Origin of the sequence: Pyxidicoccus trucidator (assembly GCF_010894435.1) — a bacterium.
In the GTDB taxonomy this organism is placed as follows: Bacteria; Myxococcota; Myxococcia; order Myxococcales; family Myxococcaceae; genus Myxococcus; species Myxococcus trucidator.
On sequence record NZ_JAAIXZ010000016.1, the window covers coordinates 25102 to 47491 of the forward strand.

15 protein-coding genes are annotated in these 22390 nt (G+C 70.5%); 10 read left to right on the plus strand and 5 right to left on the minus strand.

What is annotated here, in order from left to right:
- The first annotated feature begins 271 nt into the window (after positions 1-271).
- The 4 genes from G4D85_RS35170 to G4D85_RS35185 all read left to right on the plus strand — a co-directional run bounded on the left by G4D85_RS35170 (position 272) and on the right by G4D85_RS35185 (position 7558).
- Complete coding sequence (locus G4D85_RS35170; RefSeq protein WP_240359681.1) at positions 272-1354, plus strand: acyl-CoA desaturase; 1083 nt, start codon at positions 272-274, stop codon at positions 1352-1354.
- Positions 1355-1505: 151 nt separating this feature from the next.
- Positions 1506-3698 carry a S8 family serine peptidase gene (locus G4D85_RS35175; protein ID WP_164018469.1) on the plus strand — a complete coding sequence of 731 codons (2193 nt, stop codon included), beginning with the start codon at positions 1506-1508 and terminating at the stop codon, positions 3696-3698.
- A gap of 184 nt (positions 3699-3882) precedes the next feature.
- Positions 3883-5349 (plus strand): glycoside hydrolase family 6 protein, encoded by a 1467-nt coding sequence (locus G4D85_RS35180; protein ID WP_240359682.1) that lies wholly within the window; start codon positions 3883-3885, stop codon positions 5347-5349.
- Positions 5350-5494: 145 nt separating this feature from the next.
- A complete protein-coding gene (locus tag G4D85_RS35185) occupies positions 5495-7558 on the plus strand; it encodes a glycosyl hydrolase family 28-related protein (protein ID WP_164018471.1) in 2064 nt (687 codons plus the stop codon).
- A gap of 119 nt (positions 7559-7677) precedes the next feature.
- Here G4D85_RS35185 and G4D85_RS35190 read toward each other — a convergent pair whose 3' ends face one another.
- Positions 7678-8415, minus strand: coding sequence for an SDR family oxidoreductase (locus G4D85_RS35190; protein WP_164018472.1), 738 nt, complete (start codon positions 8413-8415; stop codon positions 7678-7680).
- 186 nt (positions 8416-8601) lie between these two features.
- Between G4D85_RS35190 and G4D85_RS35195 the strand changes: the two genes are divergently transcribed.
- Positions 8602-9552: an AraC family transcriptional regulator gene (locus G4D85_RS35195; RefSeq protein WP_275900340.1), complete on the plus strand. Its 951-nt coding sequence runs from the start codon at positions 8602-8604 to the stop codon at positions 9550-9552.
- Between the two features lie 13 nt (positions 9553-9565).
- On the opposite strand, the gene G4D85_RS35200 is transcribed toward G4D85_RS35195, so the two are convergent.
- The 3 genes from G4D85_RS35200 to G4D85_RS35210 form a co-directional block, all read right to left on the minus strand.
- The gene (locus G4D85_RS35200) at positions 9566-10354 is read right to left on the minus strand and encodes an SDR family NAD(P)-dependent oxidoreductase (protein ID WP_164018474.1); all 789 of its coding nucleotides are present in this window, start codon (positions 10352-10354) and stop codon (positions 9566-9568) included.
- Positions 10355-10527: 173 nt separating this feature from the next.
- On the minus strand, positions 10528-10731 hold the full coding sequence (locus G4D85_RS35205; RefSeq protein ID WP_164018475.1) for a YbdD/YjiX family protein: 204 nt from the start codon (positions 10729-10731) through the stop codon (positions 10528-10530).
- Position 10732: 1 nt separating this feature from the next.
- Entirely contained in the window at positions 10733-12796 is a 2064-nt protein-coding gene (locus G4D85_RS35210; RefSeq protein ID WP_164018476.1) for a carbon starvation CstA family protein, read from the minus strand.
- A gap of 498 nt (positions 12797-13294) precedes the next feature.
- Between G4D85_RS35210 and G4D85_RS35215 the strand changes: the two genes are divergently transcribed.
- Positions 13295-15346, plus strand: coding sequence for a fused MFS/spermidine synthase (locus G4D85_RS35215; RefSeq protein ID WP_240359683.1), 2052 nt, complete (start codon positions 13295-13297; stop codon positions 15344-15346).
- Positions 15347-15356: 10 nt separating this feature from the next.
- Here G4D85_RS35215 and G4D85_RS35220 read toward each other — a convergent pair whose 3' ends face one another.
- Entirely contained in the window at positions 15357-15689 is a 333-nt protein-coding gene (locus tag G4D85_RS35220; RefSeq protein WP_164018478.1) for a MazG nucleotide pyrophosphohydrolase domain-containing protein, read from the minus strand.
- 275 nt (positions 15690-15964) lie between these two features.
- Between G4D85_RS35220 and G4D85_RS35225 the strand changes: the two genes are divergently transcribed.
- From G4D85_RS35225 to G4D85_RS35240, 4 genes are all read left to right on the plus strand, one after another.
- The gene (locus tag G4D85_RS35225) at positions 15965-16150 is read left to right on the plus strand and encodes a DUF6229 family protein (RefSeq protein ID WP_164018479.1); all 186 of its coding nucleotides are present in this window, start codon (positions 15965-15967) and stop codon (positions 16148-16150) included.
- Positions 16151-16156: 6 nt separating this feature from the next.
- Positions 16157-19042, plus strand: a complete 2886-nt coding sequence (locus G4D85_RS35230; protein WP_164018480.1) for a type 2 lanthipeptide synthetase LanM family protein — start codon at positions 16157-16159, stop codon at positions 19040-19042.
- 101 nt (positions 19043-19143) lie between these two features.
- Positions 19144-20931 (plus strand): ABC transporter ATP-binding protein, encoded by a 1788-nt coding sequence (locus G4D85_RS35235; RefSeq protein ID WP_164018481.1) that lies wholly within the window; start codon positions 19144-19146, stop codon positions 20929-20931.
- A 2-nt stretch (positions 20932-20933) separates the two neighbouring features.
- Entirely contained in the window at positions 20934-22376 is a 1443-nt protein-coding gene (locus G4D85_RS35240) for an FAD-binding oxidoreductase (RefSeq protein WP_240359685.1), read from the plus strand.
- Positions 22377-22390: the final 14 nt, after the last annotated feature.

Here is a 22390-nt window from a genome sequence, read left to right on the forward strand (position 1 = left end):
CTTGAAGAACCCGGTGCGATTCCGCAGCCCGTCTTCATCGCATCTCCGACATCGTTTAGCCAACTAGTTGAGGATTTACTCACGGAGGGACGTGGCCTCCTCCGCAAGTGCGGGCTCCGCGGCGACAGCGAGGAGCAATCGAGGCGCCTCGGGATGATGCTCGGAAGGGAGCTGGAACCGTGGCTCGCCTGTGAGCACGCACTTCGCCTGGTGACGCGTCTCCGGGTCCCGTTTCGTGTTGCCCGGCAGGCTCGGCGATGATGGAGGCGTCTTGTCCAGCGCACCCTCATCACCCCTCCCTTCCGCTTCCAGCGCGTCCGGTGTCACGGCCGTCTCCATTCCCACTTCGGCCATGGGGCTCGGAGCCACCGACGCGCCCCTGAGCGGAGCCCGGCGGGCCCTGGTGCTGCTGGTGATGCAGGGGCTGCCCTTCCTCGGCCTGTGCGCGGGCGCATGGCTCTTCGTCCAGGAGGGCATCCGCGCGCTGGACGTCGCGCTGCTGGTGGGGATGTACCTGCTCACCATGACGGGCATCGAGCTGGGCTTCCACCGCCACTTCGCGCACCGGACCTTCGAGACGACACGCCCCCTGCGCGCCCTGCTCCTCGTCCTCGGCTCCATGGCGGGCCAGGGCTCCGCGCTGCTGTGGAGCGGCGTGCACCGCCTGCACCACGCGCACACGGACATGCCGGGGGACCCGCACTCCCCCACGCTCGGCCGGCGCGGCGCGTGGCAACGGGTGCGGGGGCTCTTCTGGGCCCAGTTCCTCTGGTACCTGGATGCGCCAGCCATCCCCCGCTTCGGGCGCTTCCTGGAACGCCACCGCGCATCCCCCGCGAGCGTCCACGCGCAGGAAGAGGACAGCCAGGAGCAACGCCTTGCCCGCACCATTCCGGACCTGCTGCGGGATGACGCCCTGCTGCGGCTGAACCAACGCTACGGCCTCTGGGTGCTGCTCGGCCTCGCGTTGCCGGCCGCCGTGGGTGGACTTGCTACCGGCACGTGGGGCGGCGCGCTGCGGGGGCTCGTGTGGGGCGGCTTCGTCCGCTACTTCCTGGTCCAGCAGGTCACCTTCGCCATCAACTCGGTGACGCACATGGTGGGGACACGGCCCCTGGAGACACGGGACGACAGCCGCAACAACGGGGTGATGGCGGTGCTGACGCTCGGCGCCGGGTGGCACAACAACCACCACGCCTTCCCCGGCTCGGCCTTCACGGGCTTCCGCTGGTGGCAGGTGGACCCGCTGGGCCAGGTCATCCGCCTGCTGGCGCGGCTGGGCTGGGCCTGGGACGTGCGGGTGCCGTCTCCGGAGGCCATCGCCGCGCGCACGCGACGCTCAGCGGCGCCATGAAGTCACAAGGAGGCGCCTGAAGGGTCCAGGAGGTAACGGACGTCCCGACCCGCGTCCCGGCTGTCCTGGCGCGGCGAGTGGCCATGGTCCCCCCGGCACGTCCGCGCCCCGCGCCTGACGAAGCGCCGTGCCGGCACGAGGGGAACCACGGATGCGCAGACTTCTCGCCCTGGGGCTGCTGAGCCTCGCCGCGTGTTCCTCGGAGACCCCGGAGCCCCAACCTCCGCCAACACCCCAGCAGCAACAGGTGACGGGTCGGGTGCAGGGCCAGCTCACCCCGTTCCAGGGCGCGGGCCAGCAGTCCACGCGCCTCCGCGCCTCGCCGCTTCCCGGAGGCCCGTCGCTCCAGGAGCTGTCACGCCTCGTGTCGCGCGCACGGCCCCCGAGACGCGCACGGCCTCCGCTCCCTTCGGCGCTGGCGGCGCCCCTGCCTGGCCCCATCGGTCGTCCCATCGAAGCGGGCGACATCCCCGGCGAGGTCATCTTCCGCTTCGACGAGCCGAACCTGACGCCCGAGCAGGTCCTCCAGCGGGTGGCAACCTCCGGCTACCACGCCGTGCACCGGGGCTATGCGAGCGAGCACCTGCACCTCGTCGCCTTCGAGCGCCTCGACGGGAGCCGCGCGAAGGCCACCGTGGCGGACACGGGCCGGCTGGTGTCGCAGCTGGCCTCCCTGCCCGGGGTGCGCTTCGCGGAGCCCAACCGGCGGGTGAGGCCGCTCGCCGTGCCGGATGACTTCGGCTACTCCTTCCAGTGGCACTACGCCGCGCTCAACCTGCCTGCCGCCTGGGACGTGCAGCTGGGGAACCCGGGCCTGGTGGTGGCCGTCATCGACACGGGCATCGTCTTCCACCCGGACCTCAGCGCGCGCGTGCTGCCGGGCATCGACATGATTTCCGACCCGGAGAACGCCGCGGACGGAGACGGACGCGACGACGACCCGACGGACCCGGGTGGAGACCTGCCCGGCGGCCGCTCCTCCTGGCATGGCACGCACGTGGCGGGGACACTCGGCGCGCTCACGGACAATGGCGTGGGCGTGGCGGGCGTGACGTGGGGAGCGCTGCTGCTGCCCGTGCGCGTCCTCGGCGAGCAGGGCGCGTCCAGCTTCGACATCGCCGCGGCCATGCAGTGGGCCTCCGGAGGCCTCGTCCCGGGCCTGCGGCCCAACCCCACGCCGGCGCGCATCATCAACCTGAGCCTCGGAGGAAGCTCGCCGCCGCAGCGGGTCTACCAGGACGTCATCGACGAGCGCGTGGTGGCCTCCGGAGTCATGTTCGTCATCGCCGCGGGCAACGAGGCCCAGGACGCGGCGGGCTCGTCGCCGTGCAACCAGCAGAGCGTCATCTGCGTGGGCGCCACGTCGCTGGTGGGTCGGCGCAGCAGCTTCTCCAACTTCGGCCTGCCAGTGGACGTGATGGCGCCCGGCGGCGAGCTCCAGGAGGACCTCAACGGGGACGGCTATCCGGACGGCGTGCTGTCCACCGCGCTCGATGCGGCGGGCCTGCCGGGCTACCGCTTCTACGAGGGCACCAGCATGGCCGCGCCCCACGTGACGGGCGTGCTGGCCCTCATGACCTCGCTGCGGCCGGACCTGATGCCCCTGGACGCGGAGCGCATCCTCAGGGAGACCGCCGTGCCCGCGGGCCGGTGCGCCGAGGGCTGTGGCGCGGGGCTCGTCAACGCGCAGGCCGCGCTGCGCGCCCTGCAGGGAGGCCCCGGCGCCGAGCCGCCACGGCTGGAGGTGAACACGCCGAGCCTCTTCTTCCCCGGTGACGCCACCCTTCCGTTGCTCGTCTACAACGAGGGCGGCGGCGAGCTCCTGGTGACGGCCAGCGTCGCCGGCCCCCAGGCGGCCCAGGTGGCCTTCCCCGGAGGAAACACGCTGCTCGTGCCCGCGCTGAGCGCCCGGCCGCTGCAGGTGGCGGTGACGCTGGCCGGACTGCCTCCGGGGGACTACACGGTGCCGCTCACCCTCGCCAGCGCACAGGGCACCGACACGGTGGCGCTGCGGCTGCGCGTGGGAGCGCCCTCCGAGCGCGACGCCCTCGTCGTCTTCGTCTACCAGGACTCGCTGGGCGAATGGCATACGGCGCCGGAGCTGGCGACCGTGGCCCCGGCGGCGGACGCGTACCGCTACGCCATCGACCTGCCTCCGAGGACCTACTACGCGACGGCCGCCATCGACGACAACCAGAACGGCCAGTACTTCGAGGACGGGGAGCGCATCGGCTTCTGGCGCAACCAGGACAGCGTGGAGCCCATCGTGGTGCGCGCGGGCGAGGTGGTGCCGGGCATCGACTTCGACCTCGTCCCGTACATCCCCGTGGAGGCCTCGCCATAGAAAACCCCCAGGCGCACGAAGCGCCGGGCGGTAAGAGTTTGCGGTCACTGCAATACTTGTAAAACGCGAACTCCCTGCCACCATGAAGCGGAGCGACAGACAGGCACCGTCCGTCGAGCTCGACAGGCCCGCGCCAGTCCAGGCGTCACTTCCTGACGTCGGGTCGCGGGTGGAGGTCCGCTTCGTGTCCCTGCATCGAACTGAAAGCCCGCTGTCCCTCCGCCTCCTCGCCTCGTCCGCACTGACGCTCACCACGGCCCTATTCGCCGCGTGTGGCACGGCGCCAACTCCGTCCGTGGATGGGCCCGAAGGCGTCACGGCCTCATCGCTGACGGAGCTCGTCGTCAACGGGACGTTCAGCAGCACCACGACGGCGCCCTGGTGGAGCGGGCCCAACACCGCCTCGCGCGTGGACACGGGCAGGCTGCGCGTCGACGTGGCGGGCGGCACCGTCAATCCGTGGGACGCCCTCATCGGCCAGGACGGAATCACCCTGGTGAACGGACAGGCGTACACCCTGGCCTTTACCGCCTCGGCCACGGCGAGCACCGCGGTGCGCGCGACGGTGCAGCTCGGGAGCGCGCCGTACACCGCGCCGCTGGACCAGCACATCACCCTGGACGGCACGCCCCGGCGCTTCTCGTTCCCCTTCACCTCGTCCCTGTCCACCTCGGGTGGGCAGGTGACCTTCCAGCTCGGCGGCCGGGCCAGCGCCGTCACGGTGTTCCTCGACGACATCTCGCTCAGCACGGGGAGCAGCACCGGCTCCGGACCGCTGGGGATGACGAGCGGCTTCTACGTCGACCCGAACTCCAATCCCGCCGCCTGGGTGCGCGCCAACAGCGGTGACTCGCGCGCTGCGCGCATCCAGTCGGCCATCGCCAGCAGGCCAGGGGCTCGCTGGTTCGGCAACTGGAGCGGGGACATCGCCTCGGCCGTCTCCAGCTTCGTCGCCGCGGCGGACGCGGCTGACAAGCTGCCGGTGCTCGTGGCCTACAACATCCCCGGTCGCGACTGTGGCAGCCACTCCGGTGGTGGCGCGGGCAGCCCCGAGGCCTACCGCACGTGGATAACCGCCTTCGCGTCGGGCCTGGGCAGCCGCCCCGCCATCGTCATCATCGAGCCGGACGCCGTCGCGCAGCTGGACTGCCTGCCGAGCGACACCGAGCGTCAGACGCGACTGGGCCTGCTGCGCTACGCCACGGAGCGGCTGCGAGACCTCGCGCCGAACACGTGGGCCTACCTCGACGGCGGCAACGCCCGGTGGATTGCCGCCGACACCATGGCGCAGCGACTGGAGTCCGCGGGCGTGCGCAACGTGCGGGGCTTCGCCCTCAACGTGTCGAACTTCTACACCACCGCCGAGTCCGCCTCGTACGGCTCGGCCGTCAACACCGCGCTGAACAACCGGTACGGCTACACCCGCGCCTTCGTGGTGGACACCAGCCGCAACGGCAATGGCTCCAACGGGGAGTGGTGCAACCCTGGCGGCCGCAAGCTCGGCACACCGTCGCAGGTGGGCGGCGGCGCGGAGCTGCTGCTGTGGGTGAAGGTGCCGGGGGACTCGGATGGCCAGTGCGGCATCGCCCCGGGCACGCCGGCGGGACAGTTCAGCCCCGACCTGGCCATCCGCCTCATCGACGGCACCTGAGCGCGGTGAGGACGGGGGCCGCCCGTGCCCCCGTCCTGGAGCTTCATCCCGCCGCAGCCGCAGCCGCTGCAGCTCCAGCCCGCCCTGAAGCCATGGCGGCGCGCAGGCCGTGCGGGTTCAACCTGTCTTCCTGGAGGTACTCATCATGACCGTGAGCATGAGCCTGCGTTCGCTGTGTGTCTGGCTGGGAATCGTGCTGGCCTGGGGCAGCCCGGGGCCCGCCGACGCGGCCTGGAGGAGCGTGCTGTACCCGTCCACCTGGACACCGGGCTACACGCAGCCAGGCAACCCCGCCCGGTTCCTGCACGACTTCTCCTACGCCGGCTATCGCATGCGGCAGGTGGAGCCGCCCGTCCGGACGGACCGCGTCCTCGACGTGACGGCGGCGCCGTACTTCGCGGACAACACGGGCACTTCGGACGTCACGGCCATCCTCCAGCAGGCCATCGACGACGCGGGGGCCGTGAGCGGAGGCGGGGTGGTGCTGCTGCCCTCGGGGACGTACCGGGTGGCGCCGCCGACGGGCAAGGCCCAGGCCCTGCTGCTGAACAAGAGCAACGTCGTGCTCCGGGGGCATGGGCCCACCGCCACGTTCCTCTACAACTCGGCGACGAACATGCGGGCCAGGGCCGTCATCCGCGTCGCGCCCCAGGGCTCGTCCCTCAGCTGGAACTCGGGAGCCACCTCCACCGTCTCCATCACCGCGGACCTGCCCGTCCTCGCGACGCGAATCCCCGTGTCCAGCGTGACGGGCTACAGCGTGGGCCACTGGGTGGTGGTGCGCGCGGACCTGACGGCGGCCCTGAGCGAGGAATACAACATGGGCACCACGTGGACCTCGCTGCCCGGGCCGGCGTTCTACCGGAAGGTCACCGCGGTGGACTCCGTGGCGAAGACGCTCACCGTGGACGTGCCGCTGCGGCTGGGCCTGAAGACGCGGGACAACGCGCGCGTGTACAAAATCCCCGCGCACCTGTCCGAGGTCGGCGTGGAGAACCTGGCCATCGGCATGCGGGAGAACGTGACTCCGGGCACGGGGGAGTCGGACTACGCAGTCGCGGGCACCGGGGCCTACGAGATGCACGACGCCTCCGCCATCACGATGAACCACACCGTGGACGGCTGGATTGTCAACGTCAGCTCCTACCGCCCGCCCTCCAACACGCGAGACCTCCACCTGCTGTCCAACGGCTTCGACCTGCTCTACTCCCGGAACATCACCGTGGAGGGCTGCGAGCTGGGCAAGCCCCAGTACAGGGGCGGTGGAGGCAATGGCTACCTGTACTCGATTCGGGGCAGTGACAGCCTCATCAAGGACAGCGTGGCGTACCAGGGGCGGCACAACTTCGACTTCCGCTCCATCCACGCCACGGGCAACGTCCTGTTCAGCAACCGGGCCTCGGACGGGACGCTGGTCTCCGACTTCCACATGCACCTGAGCGCCGCCAACCTGCTGGACAACCTCACCCTGTACCAGGAGAAGTTCGAGGCGGCGGACCGCACGCCCTACGGGACGGTCAGCCATGGCCTCACCACCACCCAGAGCGTGTTCTGGAACACGCACGGGGCGAAGTACCGCTCGGGGACCAGCGCCATCATCCGCTCCCAGCAGTATGGCGAGGGCTATGTGATTGGCGTGCGCGGAGGCGCCACCGGAGTGGAACTCCCGAGCGCCACGAAGACGGCGCCGACCGACTTCGCGGAGACGGCCTCCCCGGGCGAGGAGCTGGTGCCCCAGTCGCTCTACGTCGACCAGCTCAAGCGGAGGCTGGGCAGTACCGTGGAGCATGACGGCAACGTGCTCGTCTACCAGGCGGAGAACCTCAAGCCCTCGAACGCGGGCCAGCGGTCCTCCACGAACATCGAGACCTCCGCCGACAACGGGAGCCTCCGGTACCACAACGGGAGCGCCGTGGGCGACGCGGTCTCCTACACCCTCTACCCGAGGACGGTGGGGACGTTCAGCGTGCGGGTGCGGACGAAGAAGCTGGGAAGCCGCGGGCAGTACCAGCTGGACATCAACGGGGTGAATCAGGGCCCGGTGCGGGACGAGTACTCCAGCACCGCGGTGTTCGCGGAGTCGGACCTGGGGACGGTGACCTTCACGGACCTCGAGGCGAAGACGTTCACCTTCACCGTCGTGGGCAGGAACGCCGCCAGCAGCGGCTACAACGTCGCCGTCGACTCCATCAAGCTCGTCCGGCAATAAGGAGGAAGCCAGACCCGGGCGGGGACATGAAGCCCTTGCGCTTTAGACAAGCGCTTCTATTACCTCCTCATGAAGGGAGGGGCGCCACCGACCCGCGCGAGCGCAGCGCCCTTCCCTCTTCAGTACGGACTGGCCGTTGGCCTGACGATGATTTCACTGACGTCCACATCATCGGGCTGCTCGATGGAGAACAGGATGGCCCGGGCGATGGCGTCGGCGGGAATCGAGATGCGCCGGAACTCCTTCATCCCCTGCTGCGCCGCGGGGTCGCTGATGCTCTCCGCGAGCTCCGACTCGGTGACACCGGGGGAAATCACCGTCACCCGGATGTCGCCACCGACTTCCTGGCGAAGCCCCTCGGAGATGGCCATGACGGCGAACTTGGTGGCGCAGTAGACGGCGGCCGTGGGTGACACCGCGTGGCCTCCGATGGAGGACACGTTGATGAACTGCCCGCGTCCCTGCTGCTTCATCACCGGCAGGCCCGCCGCGATGCCATGCAGAACGCCCCGGATGTTCACATCAATCATCCGGTTCCACTCGTCGACCTTCAGCGCCTCCAGCTTCGACAACGGCATCACGCCAGCGTTGTTGAGGATGACGTCCACGCGGCCGAATTCGGTCCGCGCGTAGCCGATGAACGCCTCCATGTCCTCCAGGCGCGTCACGTCGAGCTTCCGGTAGTGCGCCGAGCCCCCCGCGTCGCGGAGCTCCCCCACGAGCGCCTCCAGCCGGTCCGTGCGCCGGGCGCCCAGCACCACACGCGCGCCGCGTCGGGCCAACAGCCGAGCCGTCGCCTCTCCGATGCCGCTGCTGGCCCCCGTGATTGCGACGACCTTCCCTTCGATTCCAGACATACGTGCTCCCGGTTCCTGGGTCCGGGGCGTGAGTGCCCCGAGGCCTGAGCAGATGTAGAGGCGGGGGTGCCGACGTCGGTAGACCATTCCTGGCGGGTTCTTGCCTGTTCCTGCAAGCGCCCTCGAATCCCGGGCCATGCCCAGGGGCTGGGAGTAGTCTGATACTCCATGGGAACGAGCGTGAGGGTGAAGTCCCCAGGCGGGGTGGGTGGAAGGGGAGTCAGCCAGGAGCTCGCCGGGCGACTGGCCGAGCTGGCCTCGATGATGAAGCGCCTCACCCCGGGTGACGGCATCCACGCGACGGCCCTGGAGCGCGTGGTGCTCATCCGCTCCTCGCGCCCGGGCGAGCCCCTCCGCGCCCTGCATCAGCCCGCGCTCTGCCTCATCGCCCAGGGCGCCAAGCGGGTGATGCTGGGCGAGGAGGTCTACCCCTACGAGGCCTCGAATCATCTCGTGGTGTCGGTGGACCTTCCCGTCACCGGGCAGGTGACGCAAGCCACGTCCCAGGCGCCCTATCTCTGCTTCCGCCTCGACCTGGACCCGGGAGAAATCGCCGACCTGCTGCTGCACGCGAAGCTGCCGGCGTCACCCCAGCGGAGCCCTTCCCGGGGCCTGTTCCTCGATGAGACCACCCCGGCCCTGCTGGATGCGGTGCTCCGTCTGGTGCGCCTGTTGGATTCCCCCGAGGACATCCCCGCGCTGGCCCCGCTGGCCACGCGCGAGATTGTCTACCGGTTGCTCAAGGGGGAGCACGGCTGGCGGCTGAACCAGATAGCCACGGCCAACAGCCAGGCCTGGCGCATCGCCCGGGCCATTGGCTGGCTCAAGGCGCGCTTCGCCGAGCCGCTGCGCATCGAGGACCTCGCGCGCGAGGTCCACATGAGCACGTCCTCGCTGCACCACCACTTCAAGGCCGTCACCGCCATGAGCCCGCTGCAGTACCAGAAGCAACTGCGGCTCCAGGAGGCCCGCCGGCTCCTGCTCAGCGAGGATGTCGACGTGGCGACGGCGGGCTTCCGCGTGGGCTACGAGAGCCCCTCTCAGTTCGGACGCGAGTACAGCCGCCTGTTCGGGGCGTCGCCCGGACGCGACTCGCAACGGCTGCGCCAGCTCCCGGAAGTCCCCGCCGCCACCTGACGCGTCCGGAGCCTTAGAACACGCTGCGGACGAGTCCTCCGTCGATGCGGAGGGCGGCCCCGTTGATGGCCGAGGCGCGCGGGCTGCTCACATAGGTGACGAAGTCGGCAATCTCCTTCGGGTCGATGAGCCGCTCGATGAGCGAGGTGGGACGGTTCTCGCGCATGAAGCGCTGCTCCGCCTCCGCGAGGGGCACGCCGGGGAAGACGTCCTGGACGAGCTTCGCCACGCCTTCCGTCCGCGTCGAGCCCGGCATGATGGTGTTGACGGTGACGGCCGTGCCCTTGGTCAGCTCGGCGAGGCTGCGCGACACGGAGAGCTGCATCGTCTTCGTCGCGCTGTAGTGGGCCATCTCAGGGGAAGGACTGATGGCGGCCTCGCTGGCGATGAAGAGCACGCGGCCCGTCTTCTTCGCCAGCATGCCCTTGAGGTAGTGCCGGGCGAGGCGCACGCCGCTCAGGATGTTGACCTCGAACAGGCGCCGCCAGGCCTCGTCCGTCTCGTCGAAGAAGCCCACGGCCTCGTAGATGCCGAGGTTGTTGATGAGGATGTCCACCTCGGGGAACCGGCGGAGCGTCTCCGCGGCGCCCTCGGCGGTGCCGTTGTCGGAGGCCAGCGCCTCGAGCTTCGCGCCCGGCACCCGCGCGCGGACGTCGGCGATGGCGGACTCCACGCTCGCCGCCGTGCGTCCGTTGATGATGACCCTGGCGCCCTCCCGGGCGAGGGCGGTGGCGATTTCCTTGCCGATGCCGCCGGTGGAGGCGGTGACGAGGGCAAGCTTGTCGTCGAGCTGGAGATTCATGAGAGGGCTGTCCCCGAAGGGAGGTGGGCTTCGGGGCTTCCGCGCCCGGACACTAGAACAACGCGCGTCTTCAGAGCCCCCGAGCCAGGGCCCACCGCCAGCCAGCGGACACCGCCGTGACGACAGGGGCTCACCCTGGTCCTCGCTCCCGGCGTGGCGAGCCGTCCCGACGCTCAGCAGCAGCGCCCTCCGCCCCCCCGGTAGCGAGCCTGGAGCCGCTCGTCGAAGAAGCGGGCGTAGCTCATCACCTCCCGCTCCGGGTGGTGACGGCGCATGTGCTCGACGTAGGTGTCGTAGTCGGGCACGCCAATCATCAGCCGGGCGGTCTGCACCGCGCGGCGCCAGCAGCGCTCCAGCCAGTTCATCGCGGCGGACATGTCAGCGAGCCTCCACGGCGCGTGGCACGTGAGGGGTCTCCTGCGCCGTGGGCACCGGCGAGCGGAGGGCCGCCAGCGCGGCACGGAGGCCGAACAGGACGGTGGCCACCACCAGCAGCATGAAGAGCGCGGTGAGCGTCGCATCCAGGTAGTCGTTGCTGATGATGCGCTCCATCTCCTCCACGGACTTCGCGGGAGCCATCACCCGCCCCTCGGCCAGCGCGGCGGAGAACGCGCGTGCATGGGCGACGAAGGAGACGCGCACGTCGCCCCCGAAGACCTTCTGCCAGCCGGCGGTCAGCGTGCAGATGACCAGCCACACGGCGGGAATCGCGGGCACCCAGGCGTAGCGCTCGCGCTTCATCTTCACCAGCACCACGGAGGCCAGGGTGAGCGCAATCGCCGCCAGCATCTGGTTGGCGATGCCGAACAGCGGCCACAGCGTGTTGATGCCGCCCAGCGGGTCCACGACGCCCTGGTAGAGGAAGTAGCCCCAGGCCGCGACGCACAGGGCGGTGGCCACCATGTTGGCCGCCCAGGACTCCGTCCGCTTCAGGGGCGCGTACACGAGCCCGGCCAGCTCCTGAATCATGAAGCGGCCCACCCGCGTGCCCGCGTCCACGGTGGTGAGGATGAACAGGGCCTCGAAGAGGATGGCGTAGTGGTACCAGAAGGCCATCATCCCCTCGCCGGAGAACAGGCCATGGAGGATCTGCGCCATGCCCACCGCCAGCGTCGGAGCACCACCCGCGCGGGACAGGATGGAGGACTCGCCGATGTCGCGGGCCGTCTGGCTGAGCACCTCCGGGGTGATGACGAAGCCCCAGTCGCTGATGACGCGCGAGGCGTCCAGCACGGTGGTGCCAATCACCGACGGCGGCGAGTTCATGGCGAAGTACACGCCCGGGTCCAGCACCGAGGCGGCGATGAGCGCCATGACGGCGACGAAGGACTCCATCAGCATCGCGCCATAGCCCACCACGCGCGCGTCACCCTCGCTGTCCAGCATCTTCGGCGTGGTGCCCGAGGCGATGAGCGAGTGCCAGCCGGACACCGCGCCGCAGGCGATGGTGATGAACAGGAACGGGAACAGCCCCCCGGAGAACACCGGCCCGCTGCCGTCCACGAAGCGGGTGATGGCCGGCATCCGCAGCTCCGGCGCGACCAGGATGATGCCCACCGCCAGCAGCAGCACGGTGCCAATCTTGAGGAACGTGGACAGGTAGTCGCGCGGGGCGAGCAGCAGCCATACCGGCAGCACGGAGGCACAGAAGCCGTAGGCGATGAGCATCCACGCCAGGGCCTTGCTGTCGTAGTCGAAGAGCGGGCCCCAGAAGGCGTGCTCGGCGACCCGGCCGCCCAGCCAGATGGACAGCATCAGCAGCACGAAGCCGGCGACGGAGACCTCCAGCACCCGTCCCGGACGGACGTAGCGCAGATACACGCCCATCAGCACGGCGATGGGAATCGTCATCGCCACGGTGAAGGTGCCCCAGGGGCTGTGCGTCAGCGCCTTCACCACCACCAGCGCCAGCACGGCGAGGATGATCATCATGATCATCAGCACGCCCACCATCGCCGTCACGCCCGCGGCCGGCCCCAGCTCCATGCGGACCATGTCGCCCAGGGACTTGCCGTCGCGGCGGACGGACAGGAACAGGATGACGAAGTCCTGCACCGCTCCGGCCAGCACCGCGCCGGAGAGAATCCACAGCGTGCCGGGCAGGTAGCCCATCTGCGCGGCCAGGACAGGGCCTACCAGCGGGCCCGCTCCGGCGATGGCGGCGAAGTGGTGGCCGAAGAGCACCCACCGGTCCGTGGGCACGTAGTCCAGCCCGTCGTTGCGGCGGTGCCCCGGGGTGGCGCGCGTGGGGTCCACGCCCAGCGCCGTGTGTGCCACGAAGCGGCCATAGAAGCGGTAGCCGATAAGGAAGACGGAGACGGACGCCACCACCAGCCAGATGGCGTTGATGCGCTCGCCCCGCTGAAGCGCCACCGTCCCCAGGCTGACCGCGCCTGCGATGGCGAGCAGCCCCCACCCCAGCTTCCGAACGACTCCACCCATGAGTCCTCCCCTGGCCGCGCCCGAGCTGCCTACCCGCGCGGCGGGAGCGGGCCCGACCGGGACGGCCATGGCCCGAGCCTCCTCCGCCCCGGGGACAAAAGGGGTGGCGCGGAGGGCGTCCGCCAACTTCCTGACTCAAGCGGTGGGGCAACGGCGCGGCCCCTGTCCGGAGGGTGCCTATCCTCCGTTCCCTTCCACACGGAAGCCCGGCAGGGCTCGAACGGCGCTACGTCGTGGTGGGAATGTCTGTCTTCAGACCCAAGACGAAAGCCAGGGAGAGGTCATTCCAAGGTCTTCCGTCTTTCGATGGGAAAACGAGGCCCCGTCAGACCTGTCGCATTTCCCGCCGGAATTCGAGGCCGTGAAGGACCTTTACCGACAGTCCGGCCTCTCCGCACCACGCGAACGGGAAGTCCGCTGGCCGTGGGAGGCGGGCCTCTGTCATCGTCCCGCCCACGCATGAACGCGCCCCCCCGCCGTCCGACACCGCAGTTGAGCATGCGCTTCCAGCTGTTCGTCTTCCTGGGCTCGTTCCTGCTGTTCCAGGTGGAGCTCATCGTCGCGCGCCTGCTGCTGCCCGCGTACGGGAGCAGCGCGGCGGTGTGGACGACGTGCATGATGTTCTACCAGGGCGTCCTGCTGCTCGGTTACCTGTATGCGGGCCGGCTGTCGCCCCGCGTGCTGGCGGGGCGCTACCGCTGGGCCCACCTGGCCTTCGTGCTGCTCCCGGTGGTGACGTTCCCCTTCCACCTGAGGAGCGTGGAGCTTCCCCCCATCGCCGCCATCATCGTCACGCTGGCGCTCTCGCTCGGCTGGCCCTTCCTGGCGCTGTCCACCACCAGCCTCATGGCCCAGGGCTGGCTGACGCGCACCGAGCACCCGTCCCGGAACGACCCGACCTTCCTCTACGGCACGTCCAACGCCGGCGCGCTGCTGGCGCTGCTGACCTTCCCCTTCCTGGTGGAGCCGGCGCTCGACACGCGCACGCAGCTCGGCCTCTGGTACGTCGCCTACGCCGCCTTCGTGGTGCTCACCGTGCTGTGCATCCGGGCGGTGCGGCCCGCGGACGCGGCCCCCCCCGACGCCTCCCCCGTGACACCCGCCAGCGCGCCCGTCCCGGCATCCCGGGCGAGCGGCACCGCGAGGCTCGCCTGGCTCCTGCTCGCCGCGAGCGCCAACGCGTTGCTGATGGCGGTGACGAACGTCCTCACGCTGGACGCGTCCATGCCCCTGCTGTGGATTGTCCCGCTCACGCTCTACCTGCTCACCCTCATCCTGTGCTTCGCGCGGCGGCCGCTGACGCCCGAGGGGCTCAACCGCCTGTGCGTGGCGGGACTGCTGGTGGCGGCGGCGGCGGCGGTGGCGGCGCTCGCGCGGGTGCAGTCGGTGCTCCCCTCCCTCGCGCTCCACGGCGCGGTGCTCTGGGTGGGCTGCCTGCTGCTGCACGCGAGCCTGGCGCGGTGCCGGCCGGAGGAGCCGCGCCTGCTGGGCTCGTACTACCTGCACCTCTCCGTGGGCGGCTGGCTGGGCACGGCGCTCATCGTCCTGGGCATTCCGCTGCTGCTGGGCTCGCTGGCCATGGCGTACGTGGACTACGGCGTGGCGGGGCTGCTGGTGCTGGCGGCGCTCTTCGCCCGGGACGTGGCGCTGCGAGAGCGGGGAGAGCCCCGGCACCGGCTCGCGCCGCTGCTGGCGGGCGGCGCGGCGGTGGCCATGGCCGCAATCCTGGCGCTCGCGGCGGTGAAGCTCCTGCACAGCCGGGTCGATGGCTCGCGGACGTTCTACGGCCTCTACACCGTGAAGGACGTGGACGGGCTGCGCCTCTTCCAGCATGGCAGCACGGTGCACGGGGTGGAGCGGCGCGCGGAGGAGGCGCTGGGCGAGCCCCTCCTGTACTACCACCGTGGCTCTCCCGTGGGCCGGGTGCTGACTGAGTCCCCGTCGCGAGCGCGCGTGGCTGTGGTGGGGCTGGGCATCGGCAGCCTCGCCGCGTACGGCCGCGGAGGCGAGCGGTGGGACTTCTACGAGTTGGACCCGGAGGTGGAGCGGCTCGCGCGCAGCCACTTCACGCTGCTGGGGCGCAGCGCCGCCGAGGTGCGCGTCGTCACCGGAGACGCGCGGCTGCGCCTCCATGAGGCGGAGGAGCAGGCGTACGACGTCATCATCCTGGATGCCTTCTCCAGCGACTTCGTGCCCACGCACCTGCTCACGCAGGAGGCCATCGACCTGTACCTGCGCAAGCTGCGGCCCGAGGGGCTCCTGCTCTTCCACATCTCCAGCCGGCTGTTCGACCTGGCGCCGGTGCTCACCCGCCTGGGCGCGGCGCTCGGACTGCAATGCGCGGTCAGCGGGGCCGAGTCGCTGAGCGAAGCGGAGCTGGCGCAGGGCCAGTCCCCGAGCCGCTGGTTCGCCCTCACCGCGAGCCCGATTCAGGCCCGGTGGCTGGACGAGCACCTGGGGTGGGACCAGGTGCGTGCCTCCGAGGACCTCCTGTCACGTCGGGTGTGGACGGACGACTACGTCAACCTGCTCCAGGCCCTGCGCTGGTAGCGGCGTCCGGTCAGCCCCAGGTCCGCTGCTGGTTGCGCGCGTTCTTCTCGCGGAACGCCTGCTCCAGGTCCACGTCCACGCGGTTGGCGATGGCCAGGAGGTAGTTGAAGACGTCCACCAGCTCCTCGGCGAGCTGCGCGCGGGCGGCCTCTGGCGGCGTGCCCTCGCCCTCGTCGAAGAGCTTGTTGTAGCGGCGCACCGCCTTGAATACCTCGCCCATCTCCTCGCCCATGAGGAAGCAGTTGTGGACCAGGTCCACCTTCAGCCAGCCATGCAGCGCCTCCAACTCGTGGATGTAGCGCTGGTAGTCCTTCATCGACGCGCCTTCGGGGAGTGAAATCATGGCCCTCCTCCTCGGTGAGGAGCGCCGGCCCTGTCAACGCCTGGAGCCGCCGATGGGCTGGTGGGACAACACAGGCTGGCGGTTCGATTCGCGCGTACACGGTATTTTGAGCTGCATTGATTTACCGGAATGCCGTCGCTATCATCACCATTGTGTTGCAGGAGTGACGCATCAGGGCGGCGTGGACTCATGCAGTTCGAGCAGGTCGGTCGGCGTTCACCCAGGCGCGTTCATCCCTACGGCACGTTCGTCAACCCGAGCCAGAGGAGTGCGTTATGGACAATGTTCAGGGAATCGATCTCGTTGAGCAGTGGCGCAACGACGCTGACATGGACAACCCCGCGGGCCCGCTGTTCATCGGTGGCGAGTTCACCGAGGCGGACATCATCTGTGAGACCACCACCATCAGCGGTCGCTGTGGTACGGGCTGCACGGGCTCGCGGACCCTGATGTGTTGCTAAGTCGTGATGGCGTCTGACACAGGCGCCAGTAACTTCGACGCATCCCTGGGTTGCCTGCTCCTGCCCGCGATGGGGGAGCTGGCAACCTGGCTTGAGCGGGTTACTGGGTTATCATCTGGCGAACGCGACATCGTCGTCGCCGCGACGCGCGAATCGCTCTCCTCTGTTCTCACCCGGAAGCTGACGCGCCTGCTCGTCCTCGAGCTGAACGCCGCGCGCGTGACGGGGCGTCTCACCGGCGAGGACGCGGCCCAGCGTTGGGCTCAGTTCCTGGAGCTCTCCTCCCAGCGTGCCTTCTGGGACGGCCTCGCGAGCCCCTATCCGACGCTGCTGCCCCGCGTCGACCGCATCATCCGCAACCGCTGCACCGCCTCACTGCGCTTCGCCGAGCGCTGGGCCGCCGACCGCGCCCGCCTCGACGTGTTGTGCGGAGGCGCGCCCGGTGAGCTGGAGAGCCTCAGCTTCGGCGCGGGAGACAGTCACTGCGGCGGACAGACAGTCTCGCTGCTCCAGTGCCAGGGCGGGCGGCTGGTCTACAAGCCGCGCTCGCTGGCCATCGACGTGGCCCTGCGCGACTTCATCATCGGGCTGGCCCGGCATCACGACGGTGCCCTGCCCCTCCGGATTCCCAGGGTGGTGGAGATGGGAGAGGCCCACGGCTGGGCCGAGTTCGTCCCGCACCGCTACGCCTCCGGAACGGAGGAGCTGGTCAGCTTCTACCGTGGCATCGGCCACCTGCTCGCCATCATGCGGCTGCTCGGCGGCAGCGACCTGCACGCGGAGAACCTCATCGCCCACGGGGGCAGTCCCGTCGTCGTGGACTGCGAGACGCTGTTCACGCCGAAGCCCCCGCCCTCCCCCTCGGGGCTGGGCCAGGCGCTGGACCATGCGGCCCAGCTGGTGAGTGGCACCGTGCTGTCCATCGGCCTGCTGCCGGGACGCGGCGACGGCCTGGGGTGGCGCGGGGTGGACAGCTCCGCCGTGGGAATGCTCCCCGGACAGCAGCCTCGCCTGCAGCAGCCGGGCGTCGTCAAGGCCGGCACCGACGAAGCGCACATCGGCGCAACCCAGGTCGACGCGCCGGTCTCCCAGAACCATCCCAGCCCGGAGCCCGCCCTGGCCCGGTACTGGCCCGAGGTCCTCGCCAGCTTCGACGAGATGACCGGAACGCTGCACCAGCTGGATTCGACGGGACAGCTGCGGGGCCTGCTGGAGGGCTTCGGGGCCTGCCGCATCCGCGTGGTGACGCGGGCGACCGAGGTCTACTCCGAGCTGGCCCGCATGCTGTGGCACCCGGTGTCCCTGCACAAGGATGCCCCTCCGCGCCAGCGCGCGAAGGACCTGCTGGCAAAGATGGCCGCCAACGTCTCGACCGCGCCTGGAGACGCGGCGGTGATTGAGGCCGAGGTCGAGGAGCTGCTCGACGGCGACATCCCCATCTTCACCACCGTGGCCGGCCACGGACAGCTGGAGGGCCCCCGTGGCACCTCCTGGCTGCCACGCCGGAACCTGGTGGACGCCGCGCTGGAGCACTGGCGCGTCGCGGACTTCAAGCTGGAGCGGAACGTCATCCAGTCCGCGCTGGTCAGCGCCTACATCAACGATGGGTGGAGGCCCGACGAGGTAGCGCGCCGGCCCGAGCGGGTGCGGACGGACGACCTCGACCTTCGCCGTCGGCGCATCGCGGCGCGCATCATGGGGGACCTCAGCTCCACCGCCATTCGCGGCGGGGACGGCACCGTCACCTGGATTGCCCCCATCTTCCGGCCCACCGGCTGGTCCGTGCTGCCGCTGGAGCAGGACCTGTACGGAGGTGCCTCCGGGGTGGCGCTCCTCGTTGGCGCGTACCTGCGCGAGGCCGCGGCCGGCCGGGCCGACCCGGTGGAGGGCCTGGAGGAGCTGCTCGCGGCCACGCTGCGCACGCTGGACCTGGCCGAGGCCCGGCCCGCTGCGCAGCGGTCCCGTGGCGTCAAGCTCCGGCCCCAGGCGCCGGGCGCCTATATCGGCCTGGGTTCGCAGCTCTGGACGCATCTCGTCCTCGCCGGCTGGGGGCTGGACCGGGGCGACGGCGTGGCGCGTGCCGCCGCGCTCGCGGAAGGCATTCCCGAGGCCGCCGCGGCCGACGACATCCACGACGTGCTCACGGGCAAGGCCGGCGCCATCGCGCCCCTCCTCGCGCTGGCTCGCAAGACGGGGGAGAAGCGTCACCTCGAGATGGCCAGCGAGCTGGGCGACAAGCTGTGCGACCTGGCGCAGCGCAAGGGCGACGGCGCCTACTGGGTGCATCAGAGCTGGCCGGAGGGCGTGGGCGGCTTCGCGCACGGCGTCACCGGCATCGGCTGGGCGCTGACGCGGCTCGCCCGGGTGACGGGCGTTCCCCGCCATGCGGAGACTGCGCGCGCCGCCTTCGCATTCGAGGAGTCCCTCTTCGATGAAGGCGAGCAGAACTGGCTGGACCTGCGCCTGCTGGAAGGACTGAAGTCGGCGGCCGCGTGGTGTCATGGCTCGGTGGGCATCGGTCTGGCGCATGCAGACCTCGACCCGAGGCTGGAGAGTCCGCAGACCCGGCTGATTCTGCGCCGGGCCTCCGCGGCGACGTGGCGCATGGGCTTCGGCTGGAACCACTCCGCCTGCCATGGCGACCTGGGCGCGTGGGAGTTGATGAACCGGGCGATTGCCGCCGGTGAGGGCCCCGAGGGACTGACGCGGGAGCACCTGCTGGCCACGATTCTGACCAGCATCGAGGAACAGGGCCCGTCCTGCGGAATGGCGCGGGATGCCTTCGTCCCGGGCCTGCTGCCCGGCCTGGGCGGCGTCGTCTACCAGTTGCTCCGGGCCCACCCGGAGAACGCCCTGCCCTCGATGCTGATGGTCGGGGGTGGGGACCTCTGAGCACGGAAGCAGGCCAGGTCGAGCTTGAGAGACCGTACTGGCGCCTCGACGGGGCGGCACAGCCGGAGCACGGGCTATGGGCGCTCATCCGGCGCGTCGGGATGTCCGTCCAGCCGGTGCTGTCCGTGCTGCGCCGCGCCGCGCCCCGGGCCGCGCTCGTCGTCATCGCCTGCCAGCTGGTCGCCGGAGCGGCCACCACGTGGGGCCTGCTGCTGACCACGAGTGTGCTCGGACAGCTCCTGTCCGGAGGCTCGGGTGCGGAGCGGCTGGAGGCAGCCCTCCCCGCCCTGCTCCTGCTGGGCGGCGTGCAGGCGGTACGGATGGGCATGGAGACGGCCACCTCCGTGTCCCGCGCGTACCTGATCCCCCGCGTGTTCCGGGCCGCCGAGGAGGACCTCCTCCGGGTCAGCCTCCAGGCGGACCTGGCGTCCTTCGACGACCCCGGCTTCTACGACCGGCTGCACCGCGCTCGCGACCGGGGCGTCATGCATCTGGAGGGCGCCACGACATGCCTCGTCGAGGCGCTCCGGGCCGCGTTCTCGGTGTGCGGCGCGGTCCTCGCGCTGCTCTGGCTCCACCCGCTGCTGCTGCCCCTCCTGGGGGTCGCCCTGCTGCCACAGGGCTGGGCGGTGCTCCACGCGGCGAGGCTGCAGTACTCCGGCATGGCGATGACTGTCTCGCTCACGCGCCAGGTCCACATGATGGCGGAGCTCGCGACCCAGCGGGAGTCCGCGCCGGAGATTCGCACCAACCAGGCCCAGGACTACGTGCTCGCCGAGTACCAGCACAGCGCCGTGGCGCTGCAGGACCACCTGGTCCGCCTGGGCATCGCCGAGGCGAGGTCCACCGCGTTCGGGCAGATGCTGTCCGGCATCGGCCTGGTCGCGACCTTCGTCGCGCTGGGGATGATGCTGCAAGCGCGGTGGCTGGAGCTGGCCGTCGCCGGCACGGCGGTCATCGCGGTCCGGAGCGCGAGCGCGGCGCTCACCCTGTTCATGCAGATGGCGCACAGCCTGTTCGAGAAGGGCCTGTACATCAGCGACTACCGCGAGTTCATCGAGCAGTCCTCGCAGCGGGCCCGCCCCGTCACCGGGGTGAAGGCTCCGGAGAACCCGGGGCGCATCGAGCTGCACGGCGTCGGCTTCCACTATCCGGGCCAGGAGGGCCGGCAGGCACTCCGCGACGTCTCCCTCACCATCGAAGCCGGCCAGAGCATCGCCCTCGTCGGGGAGAATGGCTCGGGCAAGACGACGCTGGCCAAGCTGATAGCCGGGCTCTACCCGCCGACCTCGGGCCGCATCACCTGGGATGGCATCGACCTGCGGGAGATGTCACCCGACAGCCTCGCCGACCGGGTGGTCATGGTGCTGCAGGACCCCATTCGCTGGCCTCGCAGCGCCCGGGACAACGTCCGTCTTGGCCGTCACCAGCGGGTGGACCCCGATTCCCGCTTCCTGCTCCAGTCCGCCGAGCAGTCGCGCGCCCTCGAAGTCGTGGAGAGCCTGCCCCAGGGCTGGGACACCCTCCTCTCGCGCCAGTTCCGGGGCGGCCTGGACCTCTCTGGCGGGCAGTGGCAGCGGCTCGCCGTGGCGCGTGGCCTGTACCGGGATGCTCCGCTGGTCATCTGGGACGAGCCGACGGCGCCCCTCGACGCCAGGGCCGAGCATGCCGTCTACGAGTCGCTGCGGCAGCTGGCCCGCAACCGCACCGTGCTGCTCATCACCCACCGGCTGGCCAGCGTCCGCAACGCCGACCGCATCTACTTCCTGGAGCGCGGGTCCGTGGTCGAGCAGGGGCGCCACGAGGAGCTGATGAAGCTGGACGGGCGCTATGCCGAGCTCTATCGCCTCCAGACGCGGCTGCATGGATTGGATGAAGAACCCCACTGACGATGAAGACCTCGACTGAAGCCGAAGCGCGCAGCCAGGACGTGGACTGGGCCCCGCTCCGAGGGGCCCTCCGGGGCGCGGTGATTCTTCCGGGGGATGAGCGACTGCTCCTGGCGAGCAAGCAGTTCGCGGCCGGACGACCGTTGGCGCCTCCCCAGGCCCTGGTGTGCTGCCAGGACACCGCGGACGTCCAACGCACGCTGGAGTTCCTCCTCCGGCACGAGCTGCCCTTCTCGGTGCGAAGCGGAGGGCACTGCTTCGCCGACCTGTCCACCAGCGCGGCGGTCGTCGTCGACCTCTCGGAGCTCAACCCGGTCGAGCCCCGCGAGGGCGTCACCGTGGTTGGCCCGGGCGCCCGCTCCTGCGACGTCAGCAAGCGCCTGGCCTCCGTGGGCCGTGTCGTGCCCACCGGCGGCTGTCCCTGGGTCGCCATCGGCGGCCTCGCGCTCGTCGGGGGCTTCGGCTTCCTCGGGCGCCGCCACGGGCTCACCACCGACCAGGTTGAGCGCATGCGGGTGGTCTGCGCCGACGGCCGCGTGCTCCAGGTCAGCGCGGACGAGGCGCCGGACCTCTTCTGGGCGCTTCGCGGCGCCGGCACCGGCGGCTTCGGCATCGTCACCGAGCTGACGCTGCGCACGGCTCCCCTGGAGGCGCTCACCGTCGTCAACGGCAGGTGGGCGCTGACAGAGGCCGCCGCGTTGATGGAGCTCTGGCAACGGCACGCCCCCGAGGCGGAGGCAGACGTCAATCTGGAGCTTGGCCTCGTCGCGCCGGACGACCCGGAGCTGCCGTGCGGCGTGGAGCTCTTCGGCGTCATCCTCGGCGACGAGGCGAGCGCCGCGAACCACCTGTCGGCGCTGGAGCGCCACCTTGGGCCGCTGGCCTCGGGCCTGCGCACGTGGCGCCTTCCGCCAGCGGAGGCGGCAGACTACCTCGTCGGACTCCTCGACCACGAGACGGCCCCGGCGTGGCTGCCCAGCCTTCCCTACAGACAAACGGGCTACCAGTTCACCCGCTCCAACTTCTTCGATGAGCCCCTGGGCCCGGAGGCCATCCGGGCGTGCGTCGAGCAGTTCCAGGCGGACCGCCGCTATGCGCAGCACCGCGAGCTCGAGCTCATCCCCTGGGGAGGCGCGTATGCGCGCGCCAACGGGCGCTCCAGCTTCATCCACCGGAAGGCGCGCATGATGATTCGCCACACCACGGTGGTGGGCGCCCGGTCGTCGGAAGAGCTGCGCGAGCATGCACGCGAGTGGGTGGATGGCTCGCAGGCCACGGTGCGCCGTCACGCCAATGGCCATGTCTACCAGGGCTACGCGGACCTGCGGCTGGACGACCCGCACCGCGCCTATTACGGGGACAGCCTTCCGCGCCTGCAGCGCCTCAAGCACCAGTACGACCCGCGCAACGTCTTCCGTCACGCCCAGAGCCTCCCCGTTCCGTGACAGCCCCCTGACGC